Origin of the sequence: Dysgonomonas sp. HDW5A, from assembly GCF_011299555.1 — a bacterium.
In the GTDB taxonomy this organism is placed as follows: Bacteria; Bacteroidota; Bacteroidia; order Bacteroidales; family Dysgonomonadaceae; genus Dysgonomonas_A.
In genome coordinates, this window is sequence record NZ_CP049857.1 from 2,862,347 (window position 1) to 2,879,912 (window position 17,566).

20 protein-coding genes are annotated in these 17,566 nt (G+C 37.4%); 10 read left to right on the forward strand and 10 right to left on the reverse strand.

Translation table 11 applies throughout. The features are described 5' to 3' along the window. Both G7050_RS11950 and G7050_RS11955 read left to right on the forward strand, forming a co-directional pair. On the forward strand, positions 1-1,443 hold the full coding sequence (locus G7050_RS11950; RefSeq protein ID WP_166115660.1) for an alpha-L-fucosidase: 1,443 nt from the start codon (positions 1-3) through the stop codon (positions 1,441-1,443). Between the two features lie 229 nt (positions 1,444-1,672). Continuing rightward, entirely contained in the window at positions 1,673-2,200 is a 528-nt protein-coding gene (locus G7050_RS11955; protein WP_166115662.1) for a hypothetical protein, read from the forward strand. 123 nt (positions 2,201-2,323) lie between these two features. On the opposite strand, the gene G7050_RS11960 is transcribed toward G7050_RS11955, so the two are convergent. From G7050_RS11960 to G7050_RS11980, 5 genes are all read right to left on the reverse strand, one after another. Then, positions 2,324-2,626: a hypothetical protein gene (locus G7050_RS11960; RefSeq protein ID WP_166115664.1), complete on the reverse strand. Its 303-nt coding sequence runs from the start codon at positions 2,624-2,626 to the stop codon at positions 2,324-2,326. A 186-nt stretch (positions 2,627-2,812) separates the two neighbouring features. Then, on the reverse strand, positions 2,813-3,151 hold the full coding sequence (locus G7050_RS11965) for a hypothetical protein (protein ID WP_166115666.1): 339 nt from the start codon (positions 3,149-3,151) through the stop codon (positions 2,813-2,815). Positions 3,152-3,337: 186 nt separating this feature from the next. Beyond that, positions 3,338-4,732 (reverse strand): WG repeat-containing protein, encoded by a 1,395-nt coding sequence (locus tag G7050_RS11970; protein WP_166115668.1) that lies wholly within the window; start codon positions 4,730-4,732, stop codon positions 3,338-3,340. A 41-nt stretch (positions 4,733-4,773) separates the two neighbouring features. After that, on the reverse strand, positions 4,774-5,346 hold the full coding sequence (locus G7050_RS11975; protein WP_166115670.1) for a phosphatase PAP2 family protein: 573 nt from the start codon (positions 5,344-5,346) through the stop codon (positions 4,774-4,776). Between the two features lie 64 nt (positions 5,347-5,410). Further along, positions 5,411-6,028, reverse strand: a complete 618-nt coding sequence (locus G7050_RS11980) for a DUF4230 domain-containing protein (RefSeq protein WP_166115672.1) — start codon at positions 6,026-6,028, stop codon at positions 5,411-5,413. Positions 6,029-6,239: 211 nt separating this feature from the next. Here G7050_RS11980 and G7050_RS11985 point away from each other — a divergent pair, with 211 nt between their 5' ends. Continuing rightward, positions 6,240-6,506 carry a DUF2089 family protein gene (locus G7050_RS11985; RefSeq protein WP_166115673.1) on the forward strand — a complete coding sequence of 89 codons (267 nt, stop codon included), beginning with the start codon at positions 6,240-6,242 and terminating at the stop codon, positions 6,504-6,506. Next, positions 6,496-7,107, forward strand: coding sequence for a hypothetical protein (locus G7050_RS11990; protein ID WP_166115675.1), 612 nt, complete (start codon positions 6,496-6,498; stop codon positions 7,105-7,107). The genes G7050_RS11985 and G7050_RS11990 overlap by 11 nt, the downstream gene beginning before the upstream one ends. Before the next feature lie 869 nt (positions 7,108-7,976). Here G7050_RS11990 and G7050_RS17940 read toward each other — a convergent pair. Next, positions 7,977-8,102: a hypothetical protein gene (locus G7050_RS17940; protein WP_255493214.1), complete on the reverse strand. Its 126-nt coding sequence runs from the start codon at positions 8,100-8,102 to the stop codon at positions 7,977-7,979. A 320-nt stretch (positions 8,103-8,422) separates the two neighbouring features. On the opposite strand from G7050_RS17940, the gene G7050_RS11995 reads away from it, so the two are divergent. Further along, positions 8,423-9,712: a DUF1080 domain-containing protein gene (locus G7050_RS11995; RefSeq protein WP_166115677.1), complete on the forward strand. Its 1,290-nt coding sequence runs from the start codon at positions 8,423-8,425 to the stop codon at positions 9,710-9,712. A gap of 132 nt (positions 9,713-9,844) precedes the next feature. Then, a complete protein-coding gene (locus tag G7050_RS12000) occupies positions 9,845-10,705 on the forward strand; it encodes a patatin family protein (RefSeq protein ID WP_166115679.1) in 861 nt (286 codons plus the stop codon). A 13-nt stretch (positions 10,706-10,718) separates the two neighbouring features. On the opposite strand, the gene G7050_RS12005 is transcribed toward G7050_RS12000, so the two are convergent. The 3 genes from G7050_RS12005 to G7050_RS12015 form a co-directional block, all read right to left on the reverse strand. Next, positions 10,719-10,958, reverse strand: coding sequence for a hypothetical protein (locus G7050_RS12005; RefSeq protein WP_166115681.1), 240 nt, complete (start codon positions 10,956-10,958; stop codon positions 10,719-10,721). Between the two features lie 91 nt (positions 10,959-11,049). Beyond that, positions 11,050-11,271, reverse strand: coding sequence for a hypothetical protein (locus tag G7050_RS12010; protein ID WP_166115683.1), 222 nt, complete (start codon positions 11,269-11,271; stop codon positions 11,050-11,052). A gap of 48 nt (positions 11,272-11,319) precedes the next feature. Next, positions 11,320-11,742 (reverse strand): GNAT family N-acetyltransferase, encoded by a 423-nt coding sequence (locus tag G7050_RS12015; protein WP_166115685.1) that lies wholly within the window; start codon positions 11,740-11,742, stop codon positions 11,320-11,322. A 372-nt stretch (positions 11,743-12,114) separates the two neighbouring features. On the opposite strand from G7050_RS12015, the gene G7050_RS12020 reads away from it, so the two are divergent. The 4 genes from G7050_RS12020 to G7050_RS12035 all read left to right on the forward strand — a co-directional run bounded on the left by G7050_RS12020 (position 12,115) and on the right by G7050_RS12035 (position 17,078). Beyond that, positions 12,115-12,528 carry a DUF5856 family protein gene (locus tag G7050_RS12020; RefSeq protein WP_166115687.1) on the forward strand — a complete coding sequence of 138 codons (414 nt, stop codon included), beginning with the start codon at positions 12,115-12,117 and terminating at the stop codon, positions 12,526-12,528. Between the two features lie 198 nt (positions 12,529-12,726). Next, positions 12,727-13,377: an NAD(P)-dependent oxidoreductase gene (locus G7050_RS12025; protein ID WP_166115688.1), complete on the forward strand. Its 651-nt coding sequence runs from the start codon at positions 12,727-12,729 to the stop codon at positions 13,375-13,377. 724 nt (positions 13,378-14,101) lie between these two features. After that, the gene (locus G7050_RS12030) at positions 14,102-16,705 is read left to right on the forward strand and encodes a hypothetical protein (RefSeq protein WP_166115690.1); all 2,604 of its coding nucleotides are present in this window, start codon (positions 14,102-14,104) and stop codon (positions 16,703-16,705) included. A gap of 115 nt (positions 16,706-16,820) precedes the next feature. Next, entirely contained in the window at positions 16,821-17,078 is a 258-nt protein-coding gene (locus G7050_RS12035) for a GlsB/YeaQ/YmgE family stress response membrane protein (RefSeq protein ID WP_166115692.1), read from the forward strand. 77 nt (positions 17,079-17,155) lie between these two features. On the opposite strand, the gene G7050_RS12040 is transcribed toward G7050_RS12035, so the two are convergent. Continuing rightward, on the reverse strand, positions 17,156-17,542 hold the full coding sequence (locus G7050_RS12040) for a VOC family protein (RefSeq protein ID WP_166115694.1): 387 nt from the start codon (positions 17,540-17,542) through the stop codon (positions 17,156-17,158). Positions 17,543-17,566: the final 24 nt, after the last annotated feature.

Sequence of the window (17,566 nt, forward strand, 5' to 3'; positions counted from 1 at the left end):
ATGAAAAATAAAGTTTTATCCCTCTTCCTACTTTCTGCACTTGCAGTATCTACGGCTTCAGCCCAGACATATGCGCATGGCAGATCAGAGACGTATACAGCTCCTACTGATGCTAAAGTTTTAGAAAAGCTCGATAAATGGCAGGATCAAAAATTCGGTATGCTTATTCATTATGGATTATATTCTCAAATGGGAATTGTAGAATCTTGGTCGATATGTGCCGAAGAAGAAGATTGGATTCCTCGCGACAGTACCATTGCATATGATGCTTATAAACGTAAGTACTGGAATGTTATCAATGAATTTAATCCTACAAAACTAGATCCGGCCTCATGGGCAAAGGTTGGTAAGCAAGCCGGTATGAAGTACGCGGTATTTACCACCAAGCATCACGATGGGTTTAATATGTTTGATACTAAACAAACTGATTTTTCGATAGCAAACGGAGCTTTCAAGAATGATCCACGCCGTAATGTAGCTAAAGAAGTCTTCAATGCATTTCGTAACGAAGGATATATGATAGGTGCATATTATTCTAAACCCGACTGGCATTGTCAATATTATTGGTGGGACAGATATGCAACCCCTACCAGAAACGTTAATTATAATATAGAGAATAATAAGTGGCGTTGGAATAAATTTAAAGAGTTTTCTTATAATCAAATTCAAGAACTAATGAATGGTGATTATGGAAACATAGATATTCTTTGGCTCGATGGAGGTTGGGTACGTCCTGCCCGTGAGGGAGACGCTGCTCGTCAAGGTCGTGCATACAAAGGTTCACAGGATATAGATATGCCTAAGATTGCCGCCATGGCTCGTAGTTATCAGCCCGGATTGTTGGTTGTAGATCGTACAGTACCCGGCGAATTCGAAAATTATCAGACACCCGAACGCGGTATTCCCGATATGCAACTCGATAATCCGTGGGAAAGCTGCATTACCTTAGGTTGGGATTGGGGTTATACTCCTACCGATCAGTATAAATCGCCTGCTGCGGTTATTCATACTTTAGTAGAAATTGTAGCTAAAGGTGGAAATTTATTATTAGGAATAGGCCCGAAGCCTGACGGAACGCTTCCGGATGAGGTGACTCAGCGCTTGATTAAAATCGGTGATTGGACTACCAAAAACGGAGAGGCTATTTATAATACACGTATTACTCCTAACTATCGGGATGGAGCAACTTGGTTCACACAAAGTAAAGATGGTGATACAATTTATGCAATTACAAATCTTGAAGAAGGAAAGCCTATACCAAAGACCATAGTCTGGAATGCTAATGAACCGGCAAAAGGTTCAAAGATGATTTTTTTACAAACAGGTAAGGCTGTAAATTGGAAAAAAACAGCTAAGGGAATTGAGGTTTCAGTGCCTTCAGGTCTTCCTGCCGATCAAGCAGCTTTGGCTTTTTCTTTTATCGGCACAAAAAATAAAAGTTAAAATATACAATTTTTAATTAGTTAATTTGCAAGCCTGAGTTAGTATTAACAAGGGCTTGCGTTGTGTTATGTTGTAAGAGTCAATTTGTTAATTTATTTAAATAAATAATTTTTTCTTTTTTATTTATGGAATTTGTGTGAAAATATACTCTAATATACAGTTAAATGAAATACATGCACACTAACTATATACTGATTTTAACAAATTTAATGAAAAACCTAGGAAAATCATGCGCAAAGTATTATGGAGTGCACTCTTCTTTTTATTCGGATTCAGTGCAATTGGACAAAATTTTCATGAACAGCCTCTAGAGGTGGTCTTATCATCAACAAAGAGCAATGCTTATATTGCAGTTGAGGGGTATTATGTCGATAATTCGTCATTTATGGTGACTCGTTCGTCAGATATGAGTATCGCGGTAAATACCAGATATCCCGTTTACGAATATAAGTATCAGTTGAATCTTTACAACAAAAGTCATGGTAATATGACAGAAGTTCCTGTTTTTACCAAAAAAGAAATTCAGGGAGAGAATTGTTCTCGAATATTATTCTTGAATAAAAAACGTACAACAAGGTCACAACTTGTTATCGACGAGTCGGCTATGTTTGGAATCGCAATTGTGGGAGATACAGCAAAGTATACTCAATCATCTGATAGTCGAGTTTATACAGCTTCTTTAAATGATTTACGTGATTTTCTTTTTGATAAAGGAATGATGCCGCAAATAGAGGAAGGACGAAATTCTCTTAATTGAGAGCAGAAATACATTAACTTAGAATTGTGTTGAGGTTGAGAGAGTAATTTGATTGTGAAATAAAAAATGCAAGCTCAATAGTTGAACTTGCATTTTTTTATTGTATTTGTACAATTTATAAATTTAAGAATGAGCTTTTGCTTTCTCTTCAAATTCACTTAATTCTTCTGATAATTTACCTGCAAAATCACCCGCAGCTTGGCTTATTTTCTTCTTGCCACTTCTCACTTCTTGTCTTGCACGTACACCCATGCGTAGAGCTTTTCCTCTGCCATATCTAACCCCATGTCTTACTTTTTCACGGGCTTCGTCAGTTGCTTTTTCAAACTCATCGCACAATTCCTTTCTTTTTTCATCATCTATCAGTTTAGATGCCACATAAACAGCACCTGCACCTATAACTAATCCTAATAAGAAATTCCTCATAGTTTCTATTCTTTTATCGTGTTAATACTAATCGGTTTATTAATTCAAATATACTCATTTCTTATATAAACAAAGCAATTACGACAATTGTTTAGCAGAAATTTTAACAAAACCAGAATACAATAAAAGCCTTAAAGGTTAAATCCCTTGAAGGCTTTTATACTTATTGTAAACTATATGAGATAATTATTTCAATTTCTTCTCTAATTTAGATGCTTCATCTTTCACATCTTTCTTAGTATCTTTTACTACTTCTTTAGTTTTATCAACAGCATCTTTGGCTGCGTCTTTAGTTTTATCAACTGCATCTTTAGCTCCTTCTTCGATTTTATTCCCTGCTTGTTCTACAGATGCATCTGTAGCATCTCTTAGGCTGTCAGCTGTTGTTTGAATAGTGTTTCCTGCCGATTCTAGTGTGTTTTCAACATCAGCACCTGTTTTATCTGCGTCTTTTTTAGCTCCGTCACAAGCAACAAATGATAATGTTGATACTAATGCAATTGCCAATACATAAATCTTTTTCATTTTCTTCAATTCTTTTATTTTAAAATATTTGATAACTTCTGTAGTTATAAAACACAAGTTGAAAATAAAAGTTCAGAAGAATTTAGAATTTTTTTTATAAAAAACCGGATATAGGTATAAAACGATCAAAAATTGGAGATTAGGTGTTTCATTTAGGACAATTATAATTGATACTTTTGAGCCTTTTTATTTGGCTGGATAGGATTGTACGACAAACATACCATCCGAATAAGATGCTATTTCATTATAAATGAAAGGTATGATTTCGTTGCCTTGCATATCAATCACGCCCCATAATTTGTCTTTTTGAGCGGCTATAAAATTAGAGTTCGATAACTTGTTCAATGCCTTGTATACAAATGGCACATGTGTGTTCCCTTTGGTATCTATAACACCCGATTGTAGGTTCTGAGTTGCAATAAAGTAGTTTGTGTCTATATTTTTTATTTGGTCATAAAGTATAGGTATAATAACCTTTCCGTTGTGGTCTATGACTCCAAATTTATTTTTATTGCCAACAATAGCATATCCATTTTCGAAATTTTGTGCAAAATCGTATTTAGGAGCTATTACAGTCTGTCCGGAAGTATTTAAAAAGCCATATTTTTGGTTGAGTAAAGCTAATATTTTGCCATCTTTTACTTCTCCGAGTCCATCATATAAGCAGGGTATAATAAGCTTCCCTTTATCGTTGACCATTCCGTATTTATTCGGCCCATATAAAAAAGACGTGTCTTGCCTTACTTTTGCATATCCATCCTTAAAATCGTAGATCCGGCTATATTCGCAAGGTATAAGCTGCTGACCCTTTATATTTATGACTCCTGTTTTATTATCTCTGGATATTCGGCTCAGCCCATTATTAAATACCAGATTATATTCCATCGTTAACGAGGGATTGATCTCGTTTCCTGCGATGTCTACAATTTTGTATGTTACGATTGTTTCGGGCGAATTTATATTCAGATACATGGCTGCCTGATCCGAAACTGTTTTTTTCCATATACCTAGATATCCGTTGTTGAGATCGCGTACTCCGTAACCCGGAAAAGAATATACATCGTTGTTATTTCTGTCAATAATTTTCTGCTCGCTTTTGTCCATGCGAGTAATTATGATGTATCTGTTGTCTCCCGAATAAGGTACTCCTATTGACTTGCTGAAGGGTACAGTCGCTTTTCCTGTCGAATCGACCACACCAAACAAATAGTTGTCATACACCAGAAACGTACCTTTGAAATAATTGGTCACAGATAAATTTTTGATAGGTATAATAGTATCGTTTGCCGTGTTTATCACTCCGTATCTGTTTCCTTTCGAGACCACAGCCATTCCATCCTCAATGTCTTTTATTTCATCATATAGGCACGGTACGGTTTGTTTTCCCGAAGTGTCGATAAGACCCACTTTCCCTTTTTTTGTTACTTTGGCAAACCCATTTCTGAAGCTGTCTATATGGTTGTATATTATAGGTACAATCTCCTCGTTATTTCTGTTGACGACTCCATATTTATAGCTGCTCTGTGCTTTGGCACAAAGTACAGCGAGGAGTAGAAAAGTGAGAATAACTATTTTTTTCATTGTCTGATTCGAGAGATTGCAGTATAAATAAGGTTGATCCTTTAATTAATACTCTGGCTTGTTTTTTTATTGCGATACATTTGATATAACCAATCTGAAATCCATCCGGTGAGTAATCCGAACAAAATACCGCATATAATGTCGAGCGGATAATGTCTGCCTACATAAATGCGGCTGTAAGCTACTGTCATAGCCCATGCGAAGATAACGATTCCGTAGTATTTGTTTCTAAAGTATAGTGTACTGAATAATGCCAGACATATCGAGTTGGATGAATGTGCCGAGAAAAAGCTGTAATGATTATCGGGATCGCCTAACTGGTGAATAATATCCTGCAAATCGGGTTCGTTGGATGGGCGGGGGCGCATAATCAGTATTTTAATAATGTTGTTCGTAATACTATTCATGGCAACACCCATGAGCATAAAAACGGCTGCACGTTTACCCCATATCCTGTCGCGGTATATCATAAATACAATAATCGATATACATATCAGCATCCAGGCTGTATAAGTACTGACTGCATACATAATGGGGTCGAACCATGGATTATGTTTGCTGTTGAGGTAGAGAAATAAGTCTCTGTCCCACGTTGGGAATGTTATTTGCAGCATTTATCTGATGAGGCTAGTTAAAAATAAAAACTATTTACTTATGTATTTAAATAGTTCTGTAATATTAATGCAGATTAATTTTTGATCGTTCGGGATTCGAGCTACTATCGGGCGATTTAAAACCGATGTATATTTTTGTAAATCCCATTGCCCGAAGTATAGGTGTAAGCACTTTGATCGTATTTTCACGGCTTTCTTCTTCGATACCCATATTTTGAGCCTGTTGATAAATTTGTTGTTCCGCATTCTTGTAAGCGTCTTCAACTATTTCGGCACTTTCCCATAATCCATACTCCATATTATATACACGCGATCGCGAATGATCTATTTTATAATGACATATTTCGGGAAAGGGGAGCATCAGGCTTATAGAGTCTCCTTGAGTTACAATATCGTTTTCTCCTACAATGGTAAGGTCTACGCAGGCAATTACTTCACCTACAATTTTCAATGTTGCTTTGGAGTTAGGCAGCCACTGACGTACTTTTTCGTATTCCATCATGTCTTGTATGTTATACTTTACGACCTCCAGTTTTCCCATTTCTTCGATTTGCTGCACCACCATAGTATGCGATACAATCGTACGCTCGTCTTTATTGTCCGATTTTAAAAGGTAGATAATCAGAGCAACAAGTCCCAGTATTATAATAAGAATGCTTAACGGAATCAGCTTTTTTTGCATAAATAATTTTTGATCAATTGATTGTGACAAAGATACAAAAAAACGAATCGTCGTTTATATGCGCAACTATTTCTAGCTAAAATTAATAATTATTCAGTATGTATAATATTGGTATTTGTTGACTATAATTTATTTATTATTGAATAATATTTATTTTTATTTTAATAATATTAAAAAATATATTACGTTTGTATCGTAAAAATGAAATATTATGAAATTACCTAGTCAATGTCCCAGCTGTCAGGCGCAGCTAAAAGTCAAGAGTTTGAAATGTGAGAATTGCGATACCGAAGTTATCGGCTTGTATGATCTGCCCGTATTGGCTCGCCTTTCGTCGGATGATCAGGAGTTTATTCTGAAGTTTATGAAAAATAGCGGAAGCCTTAAAGATATGGCTAAAGACCTTAATTTGAGTTACCCTACCGTACGTAACTTATTGGATGAAGTAATCGAAAAAATTATACAGTATGAAAAATAAAGAAGTTCTTTCGTTGTTGATTAATCCTTTTGTGCGTATAGCCGGAGGTAAAGCCTTATTGATAGGTATAGTGGTATTTGTGGTTTCGATATTATTGGCGTATTGCGGCAATATGGTGTTTGATGGAGTAGTGGATGCCCATTTCAGCGATAATGTCAATTTGGGGAGAGCACTACTTGTTCCTTCAATTGCTCTTGTTATATTTATTGTGACACTGTATCTTACAGGGCGTCTGCTTAGTAAGTCATCTATTCGGTTTATAGATGTTGCCGGAACAGTAACGTTGGCACGTACACCATTTATATTGATTTCATTAGCGGTACTTATTCCCGGTGTGTATGATTATAATATAATTATTACTCAAAATTTACTTGCTCAGAGTTATTCGGAAATTACTGTTATGCAATGGATTGTGTTCTTTTCGTTTTTGGCTGTCTCTATGATTGCTGCCATCTGGTTTGTGATCCTTGCATATAAGGCTTTCTCCGTTTCTTGTAATATAAGTGGTGCTAAGGGGATAATGGGTTTTGTGGCAGCATTGCTATTTTCGGAGATTGTAGCGGCTATTGCAATTTATCAGTTGTCGAAGTGTTTCTTTTAATATAGCATTATGAATAATGTATGAATAATGTCAATCAGTAGTTGGGATTATATGTTCAATTTAGTTGTCTTTTTTCTACGCGCAATCAAAGATTGCTTGTATTCCTTTTGCCCAAATCCGCAAAAGGAATCAAAAAGGCTTTGTGCTGCGTGGCTCGCCTGTCTGACTAAAGCTTACAGGCTAAACTAAACCCACTGCCTTACGGCACGTTTAGTTTTACGCCCGCTTCGCTTGTCAGCCAACGGCTACGCCACTGATGCACCAGGGCTGACGCACGTAAGTGGCTTTCGTCCGTCAGGTTTCCTGACCTTGGCGGTTGCACGGGGTACCCGCAGGGTGAAGAAAGCGTTAAAAAACAAAAGGATATCAATGATAAATGTTTTCTTTTGTTTTAGCTTTCGAGTCCGTAGCGGGTCGGGCAAAAGGCACAGTCTTGATCTTTTGTTTCGTTTTGCATCAAGGCAAAATGAAAAACAAACCCATAGGGTGCGTTAGAAAAATTGAACATTAAACATAACAGATCAACTACTGATTCGAATGAATAAAGCTAAATCGAAACTCCGGTTATGCTTTTCCTTTACATTCTGTTGGCAAATAGTGTGGTTGGTATTAGCTTCGGATTTATGTATATAAAACGTGGTCTCGAATGTGCAATTATAGCTCACTTAATGACACGTATTGTAATGCTTATTCTCTTATGAAAAGATTCTTTATAATAAAGAAACCTGCTCTTTTAAATAAAAAGAGCAGGTTTGTATTTTATACACATTTATACACGTACTATTTGAGCGAATTCACACTGTTTATTGCTGATACTTCATGGTGACAATCAGCTATTGTTTTCGCAAATGAATAAGAAACATGACCATTTAAATGAAATGAATGGCTATTTTCTTTTTCTTCTCTTGTTTCTTTTTTAGACCATACACTACCAATGCAGCAGTACCTGCTGCTATCGCCACCGAAACTAGTAATAGAGTTGTTTTTTTATCCATAATTTCTAATTAAGTAAAAGTTATACTTTAATGCGATGCTTTAAAGTTATCACTTACAATCATAGTTATATCCGGATGGGTAATAAAAAGACTTATGACCTTATTGATCCATCCTTGTTGTAAAGGTACAAAAAAGAAACATATATTTCTAATTTTAGACGTTGTTTAAATATCGGAAAAAGGCATAAATATTCAGAATTCGAAGCGAGAAACGGATAAAATAATTTTTGCCTCAGCCTACTCTTTCTTTTTTTTGATTAGTTGCAACCATCAGATTTTATTATCTTTACCTAAACTTGTATTAACTAAAATCTTAACCGATGAAAATTATTTCGAAAAAGACAGCTTTAAAAAGCATGTTTGTTCTGAGTATTGCAGCTTCGGCATTATTTACTTCCTGCGGAGCTAAAGAGCAAAATACATTAACAAAACAAGAGATTGCCGATGGATGGGAGCTTTTGTTTGATGGTAAAACAATGGCCGGATGGCGTGACTACAACGGTACCGACCTTACTCAGCCTTGGCATGTAGTGGATGGATGCATTCAGGCAAAGGGTGATGGTAGCGATGCCAGCGGATACATTGTAACGGACAAACAGTATGAAAATTTCGAATTGTCTTGGGACTGGAAACTGTCGAAAGGTGGAAACAGTGGTATGATATATCACGTTGTAGAACGTCCTCAGTTTAATGTACCTTATGTAACGGGTCCCGAATACCAACTTATTGACGAACCTAATTTTCCTGAACCATTGGAAGATTGGCAGAAGCTGGGAGTGGATTATGCAATGCATTTACCCGATACATCGTTGATGAAAGTAAATCCTTATGGAGAATGGAACAACTCTAAAATAGTATTTGACAACGGTCATGTCGAACATTGGCTCAATGGTGTAAAAATCCTCGAATTTGAAGCTTGGACTGACGATTGGTTTGAACGTAAAAACAGTGGAAAGTGGGCGCATGCTCCTGAATACGGATTATCCAAAAAAGGTGTGATCTGTCTTCAAGACCATGGTTCGCCTGCATCGTTTCGAAATATCAAAATAAAAGAATTGCCTCGTAAAACGAAAGAGGTCAATTTGTTCAACGGAGTAGATCTTAAAGGCTGGGATAAATATGGTACCGAATTGTGGTATGTAAAAGACAGTCTGTTGATTTGCGAGAGTGGACCCGACAAGCAATACGGTTATTTGGCTACACGTGACTATTACGATGATTTTGACCTTACCGTAGAATTTAAGCAAGAGGCAGACGGTAATTCGGGAGTGTTTTTTAGATCTTTTGTTGCCGACACTGTTAAAGTAAACGGTTGGCAGGTAGAAGTTGCTCCAAAAGGACACGATACAGCCGGTATATATGAGTCGTACGGTCGTGGCTGGTTGGCACAGATACCCGATGAGAAAGAAACTATTCTGAAAGAAAACGATTGGAACACCATGCGCATAAAAGTACAGGGAGACAGTGTGACTACATGGCTCAATGGACAGGAAATGATCAGTCTGAAAGATGATAAAATAGGAGCGGGACAGGGACGTATTGCTCTGCAGATTCATGATGGCGGAGGTATCAAGGTCTTGTGGCGTAATATGAAATTGAAGACGCTGTAATTTAGTATTATCAAGTAAAAATATAAAAGAGGTCGCTTCCGGAGTGATCTCTTTTTTGCAGGTATATCTATTATCTGATAAAATGTTGCTTGTTTCTCCATACATTTTGTATTTTTGTATCTATTCGACACTATGATAACTAAAGAATCAAAATCAGCAAAATTAGATATAGCCAACATGGGGCTTGTACTCGAAGGAGGGGCATTGAGAGGTGTCTTTACCTGTGGGGTACTTGATTGGATGATGGATAACGATATCCGTTTTCCGTATGTGATAGGCGTGTCGGCCGGAGCGTGCAACGGAGCATCCTATGTTTCGGGGCAACGGGGCAGGGCTCGCTACAGTAATATCGAATTGTTGGATAAGTTTCAATACATAGGCTTGAAGCATTACCTGAAAAAAGGCAACTTTTTGGACTTCGATTTGCTGTTTGATGATTTTCCAAATCGAATATTACCTTTCGATTTTGATGCGTATGCATCTGCGGGAATCTGTTTTGAGATGATTGTCAGCAGTTGTCTAACAGGAGAGGCAGAGTATATGGAAGAGTATTCGGATCACGAGCGGCTATTACAAATACTGAAGGCTTCGAGCAGTATGCCTTTATTCTCTCCCGTATGTTATGTTGATGGTACTCCTATGTTAGACGGTGGTGTGTGTGATTCTATCCCTGTTGAGCGTTGTTTGACAAAAGGATATGATAAAATGCTGGTGATACTGACTCGTAATGCAGGTTATCGTAAAAAAGAGGCCGGATTGAAACTACCCCGTTTCTTTTATAAAAAATATCCCGAAATGCGTAATGCGATCAATCGTCGCAACGAAATATACAATCAGCAGCTCGAGCGTGTCGAAGAATTAGAACAGCAAGGCAAGGCTATCGTTATAAGACCGATTGAGCCTATGACTATCAATAGGATAGAGAAAAACACAAACGTATTGATTCATTTTTACAATCATGGTTACGAATGTGCAAAGCTGATGCTAGGATAATAAAGTCTTGATTTTATGTGTTGTGTGGCATCATAGATACAATAAACTTCATATACAGAGCCATGCATCCTAATAATACCAATAGTTTGAAGCCTGTAACAGCTATAATCAGGCCGGCTATCTTGAAACCTCTTTTTTCCTTCGCAAAACCCAAAATAAGAACTACTATACCTGCCAGTAGAATAATACTGAATGGTATGGCATAAACCATTAAAATAGAGTTTAGCATCTCCAGGCTGTTGTTACTATCCATAATAGAACGAATTATAAGATTTTATGATAACGATTTTTACTGAAAATATCGATGTCTGAATGCATTCCTGCGGATTCATCCTTTAGTTATTTTATGACAAAGAAATTATAAAATTAAAATACAGAGCTATTGCTAACTCTATGAGCAATAACTGAAAACCGATTGCTACGATAACAAAGCCTGCCAGTTTTAATACTTTTTTTTCTTTAGCATATCCGAGTACAGTTACAATTATTCCTGCTATAAGGAGTAAAAAAACGGGAACCGAATAAACCATCAATATGGTGTTTGAGACTTCAATATCGTGATTCATAAGTAAAAGAAACTGTTTAGTTAGACGTTGTTCTGAATGTTATTTATTTTATAACTTTTTCTCGAAAAATCTTTGAATGTGAGTGTATCCCTGTCGTTCGTAAAAACGATGGGCATCGCTGCGATGTGCCATGCTGAATACATTTATATGGTCACAACCTTTTTCGAGGGCAACCTGACAGGCTTTTTCTTCGAGTTGGCGACCAATACCTTTGCTGCGTATATTGCTGTCGACAACAAAATATCCTATCTCGCAGAAGTTTTTTTCGAAAGCCAGTTGTATCGAAAAATGAAGTGTAATAAAACCTACAATCTGGTTTTTATCTTCATATACATATACTGCATCCCCCATACTATTTAATAGGAGTTCGAGCTTATCTTGTACGTGTTTTGTTGTCAATGGGTAGCCCAATTGCTCCAACATATCTCTGATGGCTTGACTATCAGTTATCTCTGCATTTCTGATGGGCATAAGCTTTTGTTCTGTTATATATCGAATTGTAAATATAATTTTTTTCGTTGGTATTTCCTGCTTATTCCGTAATAAAGAAAGCAGAGAAAAGAACTCTGCTAAATCTTGACATTTCAAAATTATTTTGTTATATTTGTCTATATGGTAGTAAAAGCAGTATTCTCATCTATGAATATTATGGCATTATCAATAAATTTGATGTTTTTAGCGATCTGTCTGTAACCTTTTGTTCTTTAGAGAAGTATATGCTGAATGTGTTTTTGTCGTTTCGCGATCAAGGTAAATTAACAAATGAAAATGCGTTTTTTATGAACAAATCTATCCGCAGAACGTTTTATAAGTAATAAATATAAACAATTAAATCAATAAATTATGAGTACTACAACAGCAAAAGAAAAGGCAGTAAAAGGACTTAACGGTTCAGCTGCTGAAGTAGGTGCATTTTTAGGAAAAGTGGTTTCTTTCAATAACAGTCTTAAATTATATCACTGGCATGTAACAGGTGCTGGTAGTTATGCTAAACATATTGCATTAGACCAAGCTTTAGAAGGTTTAACGGAAGCTACCGATCGTTTGGTTGAAACTACATATGCTATGGCAGGCGATATTACTATCGTTATTCCTGAAACTAAAAATCCGGCAGATATTGTAAATCATGTATGTGGATTTTATGATGTGGTTGAAGATGCACGTAAATATTTTTCAGAAGCATTTACACAAGCAATTATCGATGACTATCATGAAGCTCTTCAACAATTGCTTTACAGATTGAAAAGATTACAATAATATTGAATCGGGTCTAAGACCTTATTTTAATTATTAAAATATAAACAGTTGGCTTCTCCTAAGGGGGAGGTCAATTGTTTTTTTATATATCCGGTTTGTAGTGTTAATGTTTATTTAAAAACAGGCTGACCATCATCTATTTTGAGTTGTAGTTTGTTTTATCGAGACATTCCATAAACATTATTAAATGTATTGATTATGAAAAATATTGTATTGATTGGAGCCAGTGGTTTTGTTGGGTCTGCACTTCTTAAAGAAGCACTAGACCGTGGATACGCTGTAAAAGCAGTAGTGCGTAACCCCGAAAAAGTAAAAGTTGAAAACAAACATCTTCAACTTATAAAAGCAGATGTAACCGATGTGAAAAAGCTGGAAGAAATAGTAAAAGGAGCCGATGCTATTATAAGTGCATACAATCCGGGGTGGAGTAATCCTTCTATTTATGATGATACACTTAAAGGATACAGGGCGATAATAGATGCAGCGAAACACGCAGGAGTATTGCGTTTGCAGGTTGTTGGCGGAGCAGGAAGCTTGTTGGTAGCACCGGGTAAAACGGTATTGCAATCGGGAGTTATACCCGATGCCATCAAACCCGGAGTAGAATCGTTGGCTAAGGTATTGACCGATTATCTACTACCCGAAAAACAATTGGACTGGGTGTTCTTTTCTCCTGCGGGGACTATAGAGCCGGGCGAAAGGACTGCCAATTACCGTTTGGGAAAGGACTATTTGATTGTTGACGAAAAAGGTAACAGTAAAATATCGGTTGAAGATTATGCTAAAGCCATGTTAGATGAATTAGAGACTCCTAAACATCATCGCGAGCGTTTTACAATTGGATATTAAATATTCATTATATATTGTATAGAGAAAGAAGTGCATATCAACTAAGAATAGAAATATGCACTTTTTTATTTCGAATTTTTCGAGAAAACTTGATAATCAAAAATATTGATTATATTTGCCTCTCTAATAGTAAGCATTGATAAGAAAATGACATACGGTTTAACAAACATATTTGCAAATAATAATCTAAATTTTAACGATTTAGGTTTGGCTATGTGTGTTGAAATATTAGAGAGAGAGAGAGAGAGAGAGAGAGAGAGAGAGAGAGAGAGAGAGAGAGAGAGAAGAGTAATTTAACTCTAGTACTATTATTTATAGCCGGTTTTGGCAAAAAAATCCAGATGCGTCACGATGACTCATGTGGTGTATTCCTAGTTTTATATTTACCCAATAAATTCATAAATAGTTGTGCCGATAAGATTTATCGTGTAACTGATTTGTTTAGTGTTGTCGTTTATAATTGGCACGAAGCTAAAACTTATCAAGGGCATAACTATGTCCGGCAATGGTGTGTAGTGATTACATGTCATTGCTTTTTTTATGTTCACAAACCTTATAAAAATAAATTGAATATCTCTAGAAATCAATCCGTTGGTGCCATGTGTCAGCGTAGATTGATGTGTGGCGACTTAACCTATTGCAGAACTGATAACATCGAAATTCAACACACTAATAATAAATGTTTAATTAAGTTTTAACAAGAGCACTAAATAATTTAAAAAATATGAAAAGAAAAATTTTATCTATCGGAGTTTTACTTCTAACGGGTGGAATAACATATGCACAAGTAGGTATAAATACCGAAGATCCTAAAGCAACATTGGATGTGATGCCTACCACTACGGGAGCGTCAACGGCTGAAGGATTTATTGCACCCCGATTGACACGTACTCAAATAATAAGTAAGGATACACAATACGCATTACCTCAAACGGGTACAATTGTATATGTTACAGACTTATCGGGATCTACAACGACCAAGACAGCAAAGATAACTCAGATAGGTTATTACTATTTCGACGGAACTTTGTGGCAGCCATTTACCTCTTCTGCTGTAGCCAGTTCAAATCCATGGTACAAAGTGGGGACTGCACTGCCGTCGACATTGAATACCGATGATTCGTACCTGACAGCTAAAACGGTTATTGGTGGAAATACCATTGCTTCTATCAACGGAGGAACAAACAATGCTCAACTCACAGTAGTGGGAGAGGATGCTGTCATTAATGGCATAACTGTAGGGAAAGGTTCGGGTGGAGCAAGCTCTAGCACCGCAGTGGGTGCCTCGGCATTAGAATCTGTCAGTTCATCCGGTAGTTTAAATACAGCAGTGGGGTCGCAAGCGATGCAGTATGCAGCAACAACTTCGGGTAGCAATACCGCAATAGGGGCTGCTGCATTGCGGGGTACTGCATCTAACTCATTTTCGGGAAACACGGCAGTTGGTAATGGTGCTATCCAATTAGTAACTAGCGGAAGTCAAAATACAGCTATGGGCTCTGTTGCTCTTTTTAGAAACACATCGGGTAATAACAATACCGCAATAGGATGGAACGCTTTGCTAAACAATTCAGCAGGGAATTATAATACAGCTTTAGGTTCTTCGGCATTATTAAGAACTACAGCCTCTGATAATATTGGGATAGGTTTAAATGCCGGTTCTGATTTAACAACAGGAGGCAACAATCTTATTATAGGAACAAATGCGCAAGCCCCTACTGCTACAGCCAGTAACCAGATGAATATTGGTAATGCTCTATTTGGAATTACAAGCACATCCAACTCTACTCCCGGACGTGTGAGTATCGGTAAAACAGCTCCTGCATCAGGCGTATATTTAGACGTAGCCGGGTTAACTCAAATAACTGGAGCCAATACATTGAGATATGTAGATGGAAATCAGGCAGCAGGAAAGGTTTTGGTGTCTGATGCGTCTGGTAATGCTTCGTGGGGTACATTACCTGCTGCTACTGTAACTACTGCCAATAATGGTTTGACAATGAACGGAACAACTACTCAATTGGGAGGTGCTTTGACCCAAGCCACAAGCATTACAGGAGCAAGTCGACTGACATTAGCTACCCCGACTACCGTATCGGGAGCACTTCAAATAAGTAGCGGTACTCCCGGAGCGGGTAGGGTGTTAACATCCGATGCCAGCGGAAATGCTTCGTGGGGTACATTACCTGCTGCTACTGTAACTACTGCCAATAATGGTTTGACAATAAACGGTACAACTACTCAATTAGGAGGAGCTTTGACCCAAGCGACAAATATCACGGGAGCAAGTCGACTGACATTAGCTACCCCGACTACCGTATCGGGAGCACTTCAAATAAGCAGTGGTACTCCCGGAGCGGGTAGGGTGTTAACATCCGATGCCAGCGGAAATGCTACGTGGGTTGCACCTACTGTAACTACTGCCAATAATGGTTTGACAATGAACGGAACAACTACTCAATTGGGAGGTGCTTTGACCCAAGCCACAAGCATCACTGGAGCAAGTCGACTGACTTTAGCTACCCCGACTACCGTATCGGGAGCACTTCAAATAAGCAGTGGTACTCCAGGGGCTGGTAGGGTGTTAACATCCGATGCCAGCGGAAATGCTTCGTGGGGTACATTACCTGCTGCTACTGTAACTACTGCTAACAATGGTTTGACAATGAACGGAACAACTACTCAATTGGGAGGTGCTTTGACCCAAGCTACAAATATCACGGGAGCAAGCCGACTGACTTTAGCTACCCCGACTACCGTATCGGGAGCACTTCAAATAAGCAGTGGTACTCCAGGGGCTGGTAAAATATTAACATCGGATGCCAGCGGTAATGCTTCGTGGACTCAGCCAAACATACTTAAATCTCCCTTGTTTCCGTCTTCCAGTGGAACATCTTATAATGGACCTTTAGGACCAAATATTAATAGTGGAATAAGTGTAACTTTACCTGCCAATTCAACGTGGATTATACATCTAGAACAATTGATCCGATTTAACAGGGCTTTGAAAACATACCAATCCGGTGGCAATATATTGAGTGAGGGAATATGGTTAAGATTCAATTGGTCCGACACTCCGACAGGATCTGGATCTGGGGATATTACTGCTGGAAAGTTAATTTCTGTAGCTTGTTATCCGGGTCCTAATTATCATTTACTTATTGGTGATTCGGTTATTAGAAATACTTCAGCGTCAAGCAAAACCTACTACTTAACAACATCAGTTGTTGATTCAAATGGTTTAGATCCTAGTAGCCCGATTACTTTTAATGGATTGTTTTTTGGATGGAGCGAAAATACGCTATTTGCAATTCCTGCAAATAATTAATTTATAGAATTAGGCTCTGTCCTTTAATTTAGATAAAGCTGATAGTTTGCAATTAATTATCAGCTTTATTTTTTTTCGTAAATCAGATTATATGACAATAAAATCGGTATAAGATATGAGAGATCTATTTCTTTTTATAGGTATAGGAGTTTTTGCCGGATTTGGTGCGTGGATAATTACTCGCCAAAATACTTATAAGCAATTATTGATTCGGATATTAGTTTCAGGCTTTGGATCATTAGGAGGAGGGTATGTTGCCAGAACTTTGAATTTTACACAGACCAACGATCTTTTTATAGCTAGTCTTGTTTTTTCAGTAATAGGAGCTATTCTTCCAATTCTTATTGTATATCTATTGAAAATTAATGATTAAAAACAATAGCCCAATTCTATTATAATGCCATGTCGTTTAATCAGAGATTAACACTGTAATTTTTTGATTTAGATGAATCATATTTCGTATAGCTCGAGAGGCAATCCATCGGGATCGAAAAAGAAAGTGAATCGTTTACCTGTGATTTCGTCGGTGCGAATAGGTTCGGTTTTTACATCAAAGCTGTTGAGATATTCAACGGCTTTTTCTATGTTTTCGACCGTAAAAGCCAGATGACGCAAACCCTGAGCTTCGGGGTAAGAGGGACGTTTGGGGGCATCGGGAAACGAAAATAGCTCGATCTGAGACCTGTCGTCTATCCTTAAATCCAGTTTATACGATTGACGCTCGGCACGATACGTTTCGTGAATAACCTCGAATCCCAATATGCGGGTATAAAAATCTTTAGACACCCCGTAATCCGAACAGATGATGGCAACGTGGTGTATGTGCGAAAATTTCATGTTTTCTTAATTTGTGAGGATAAA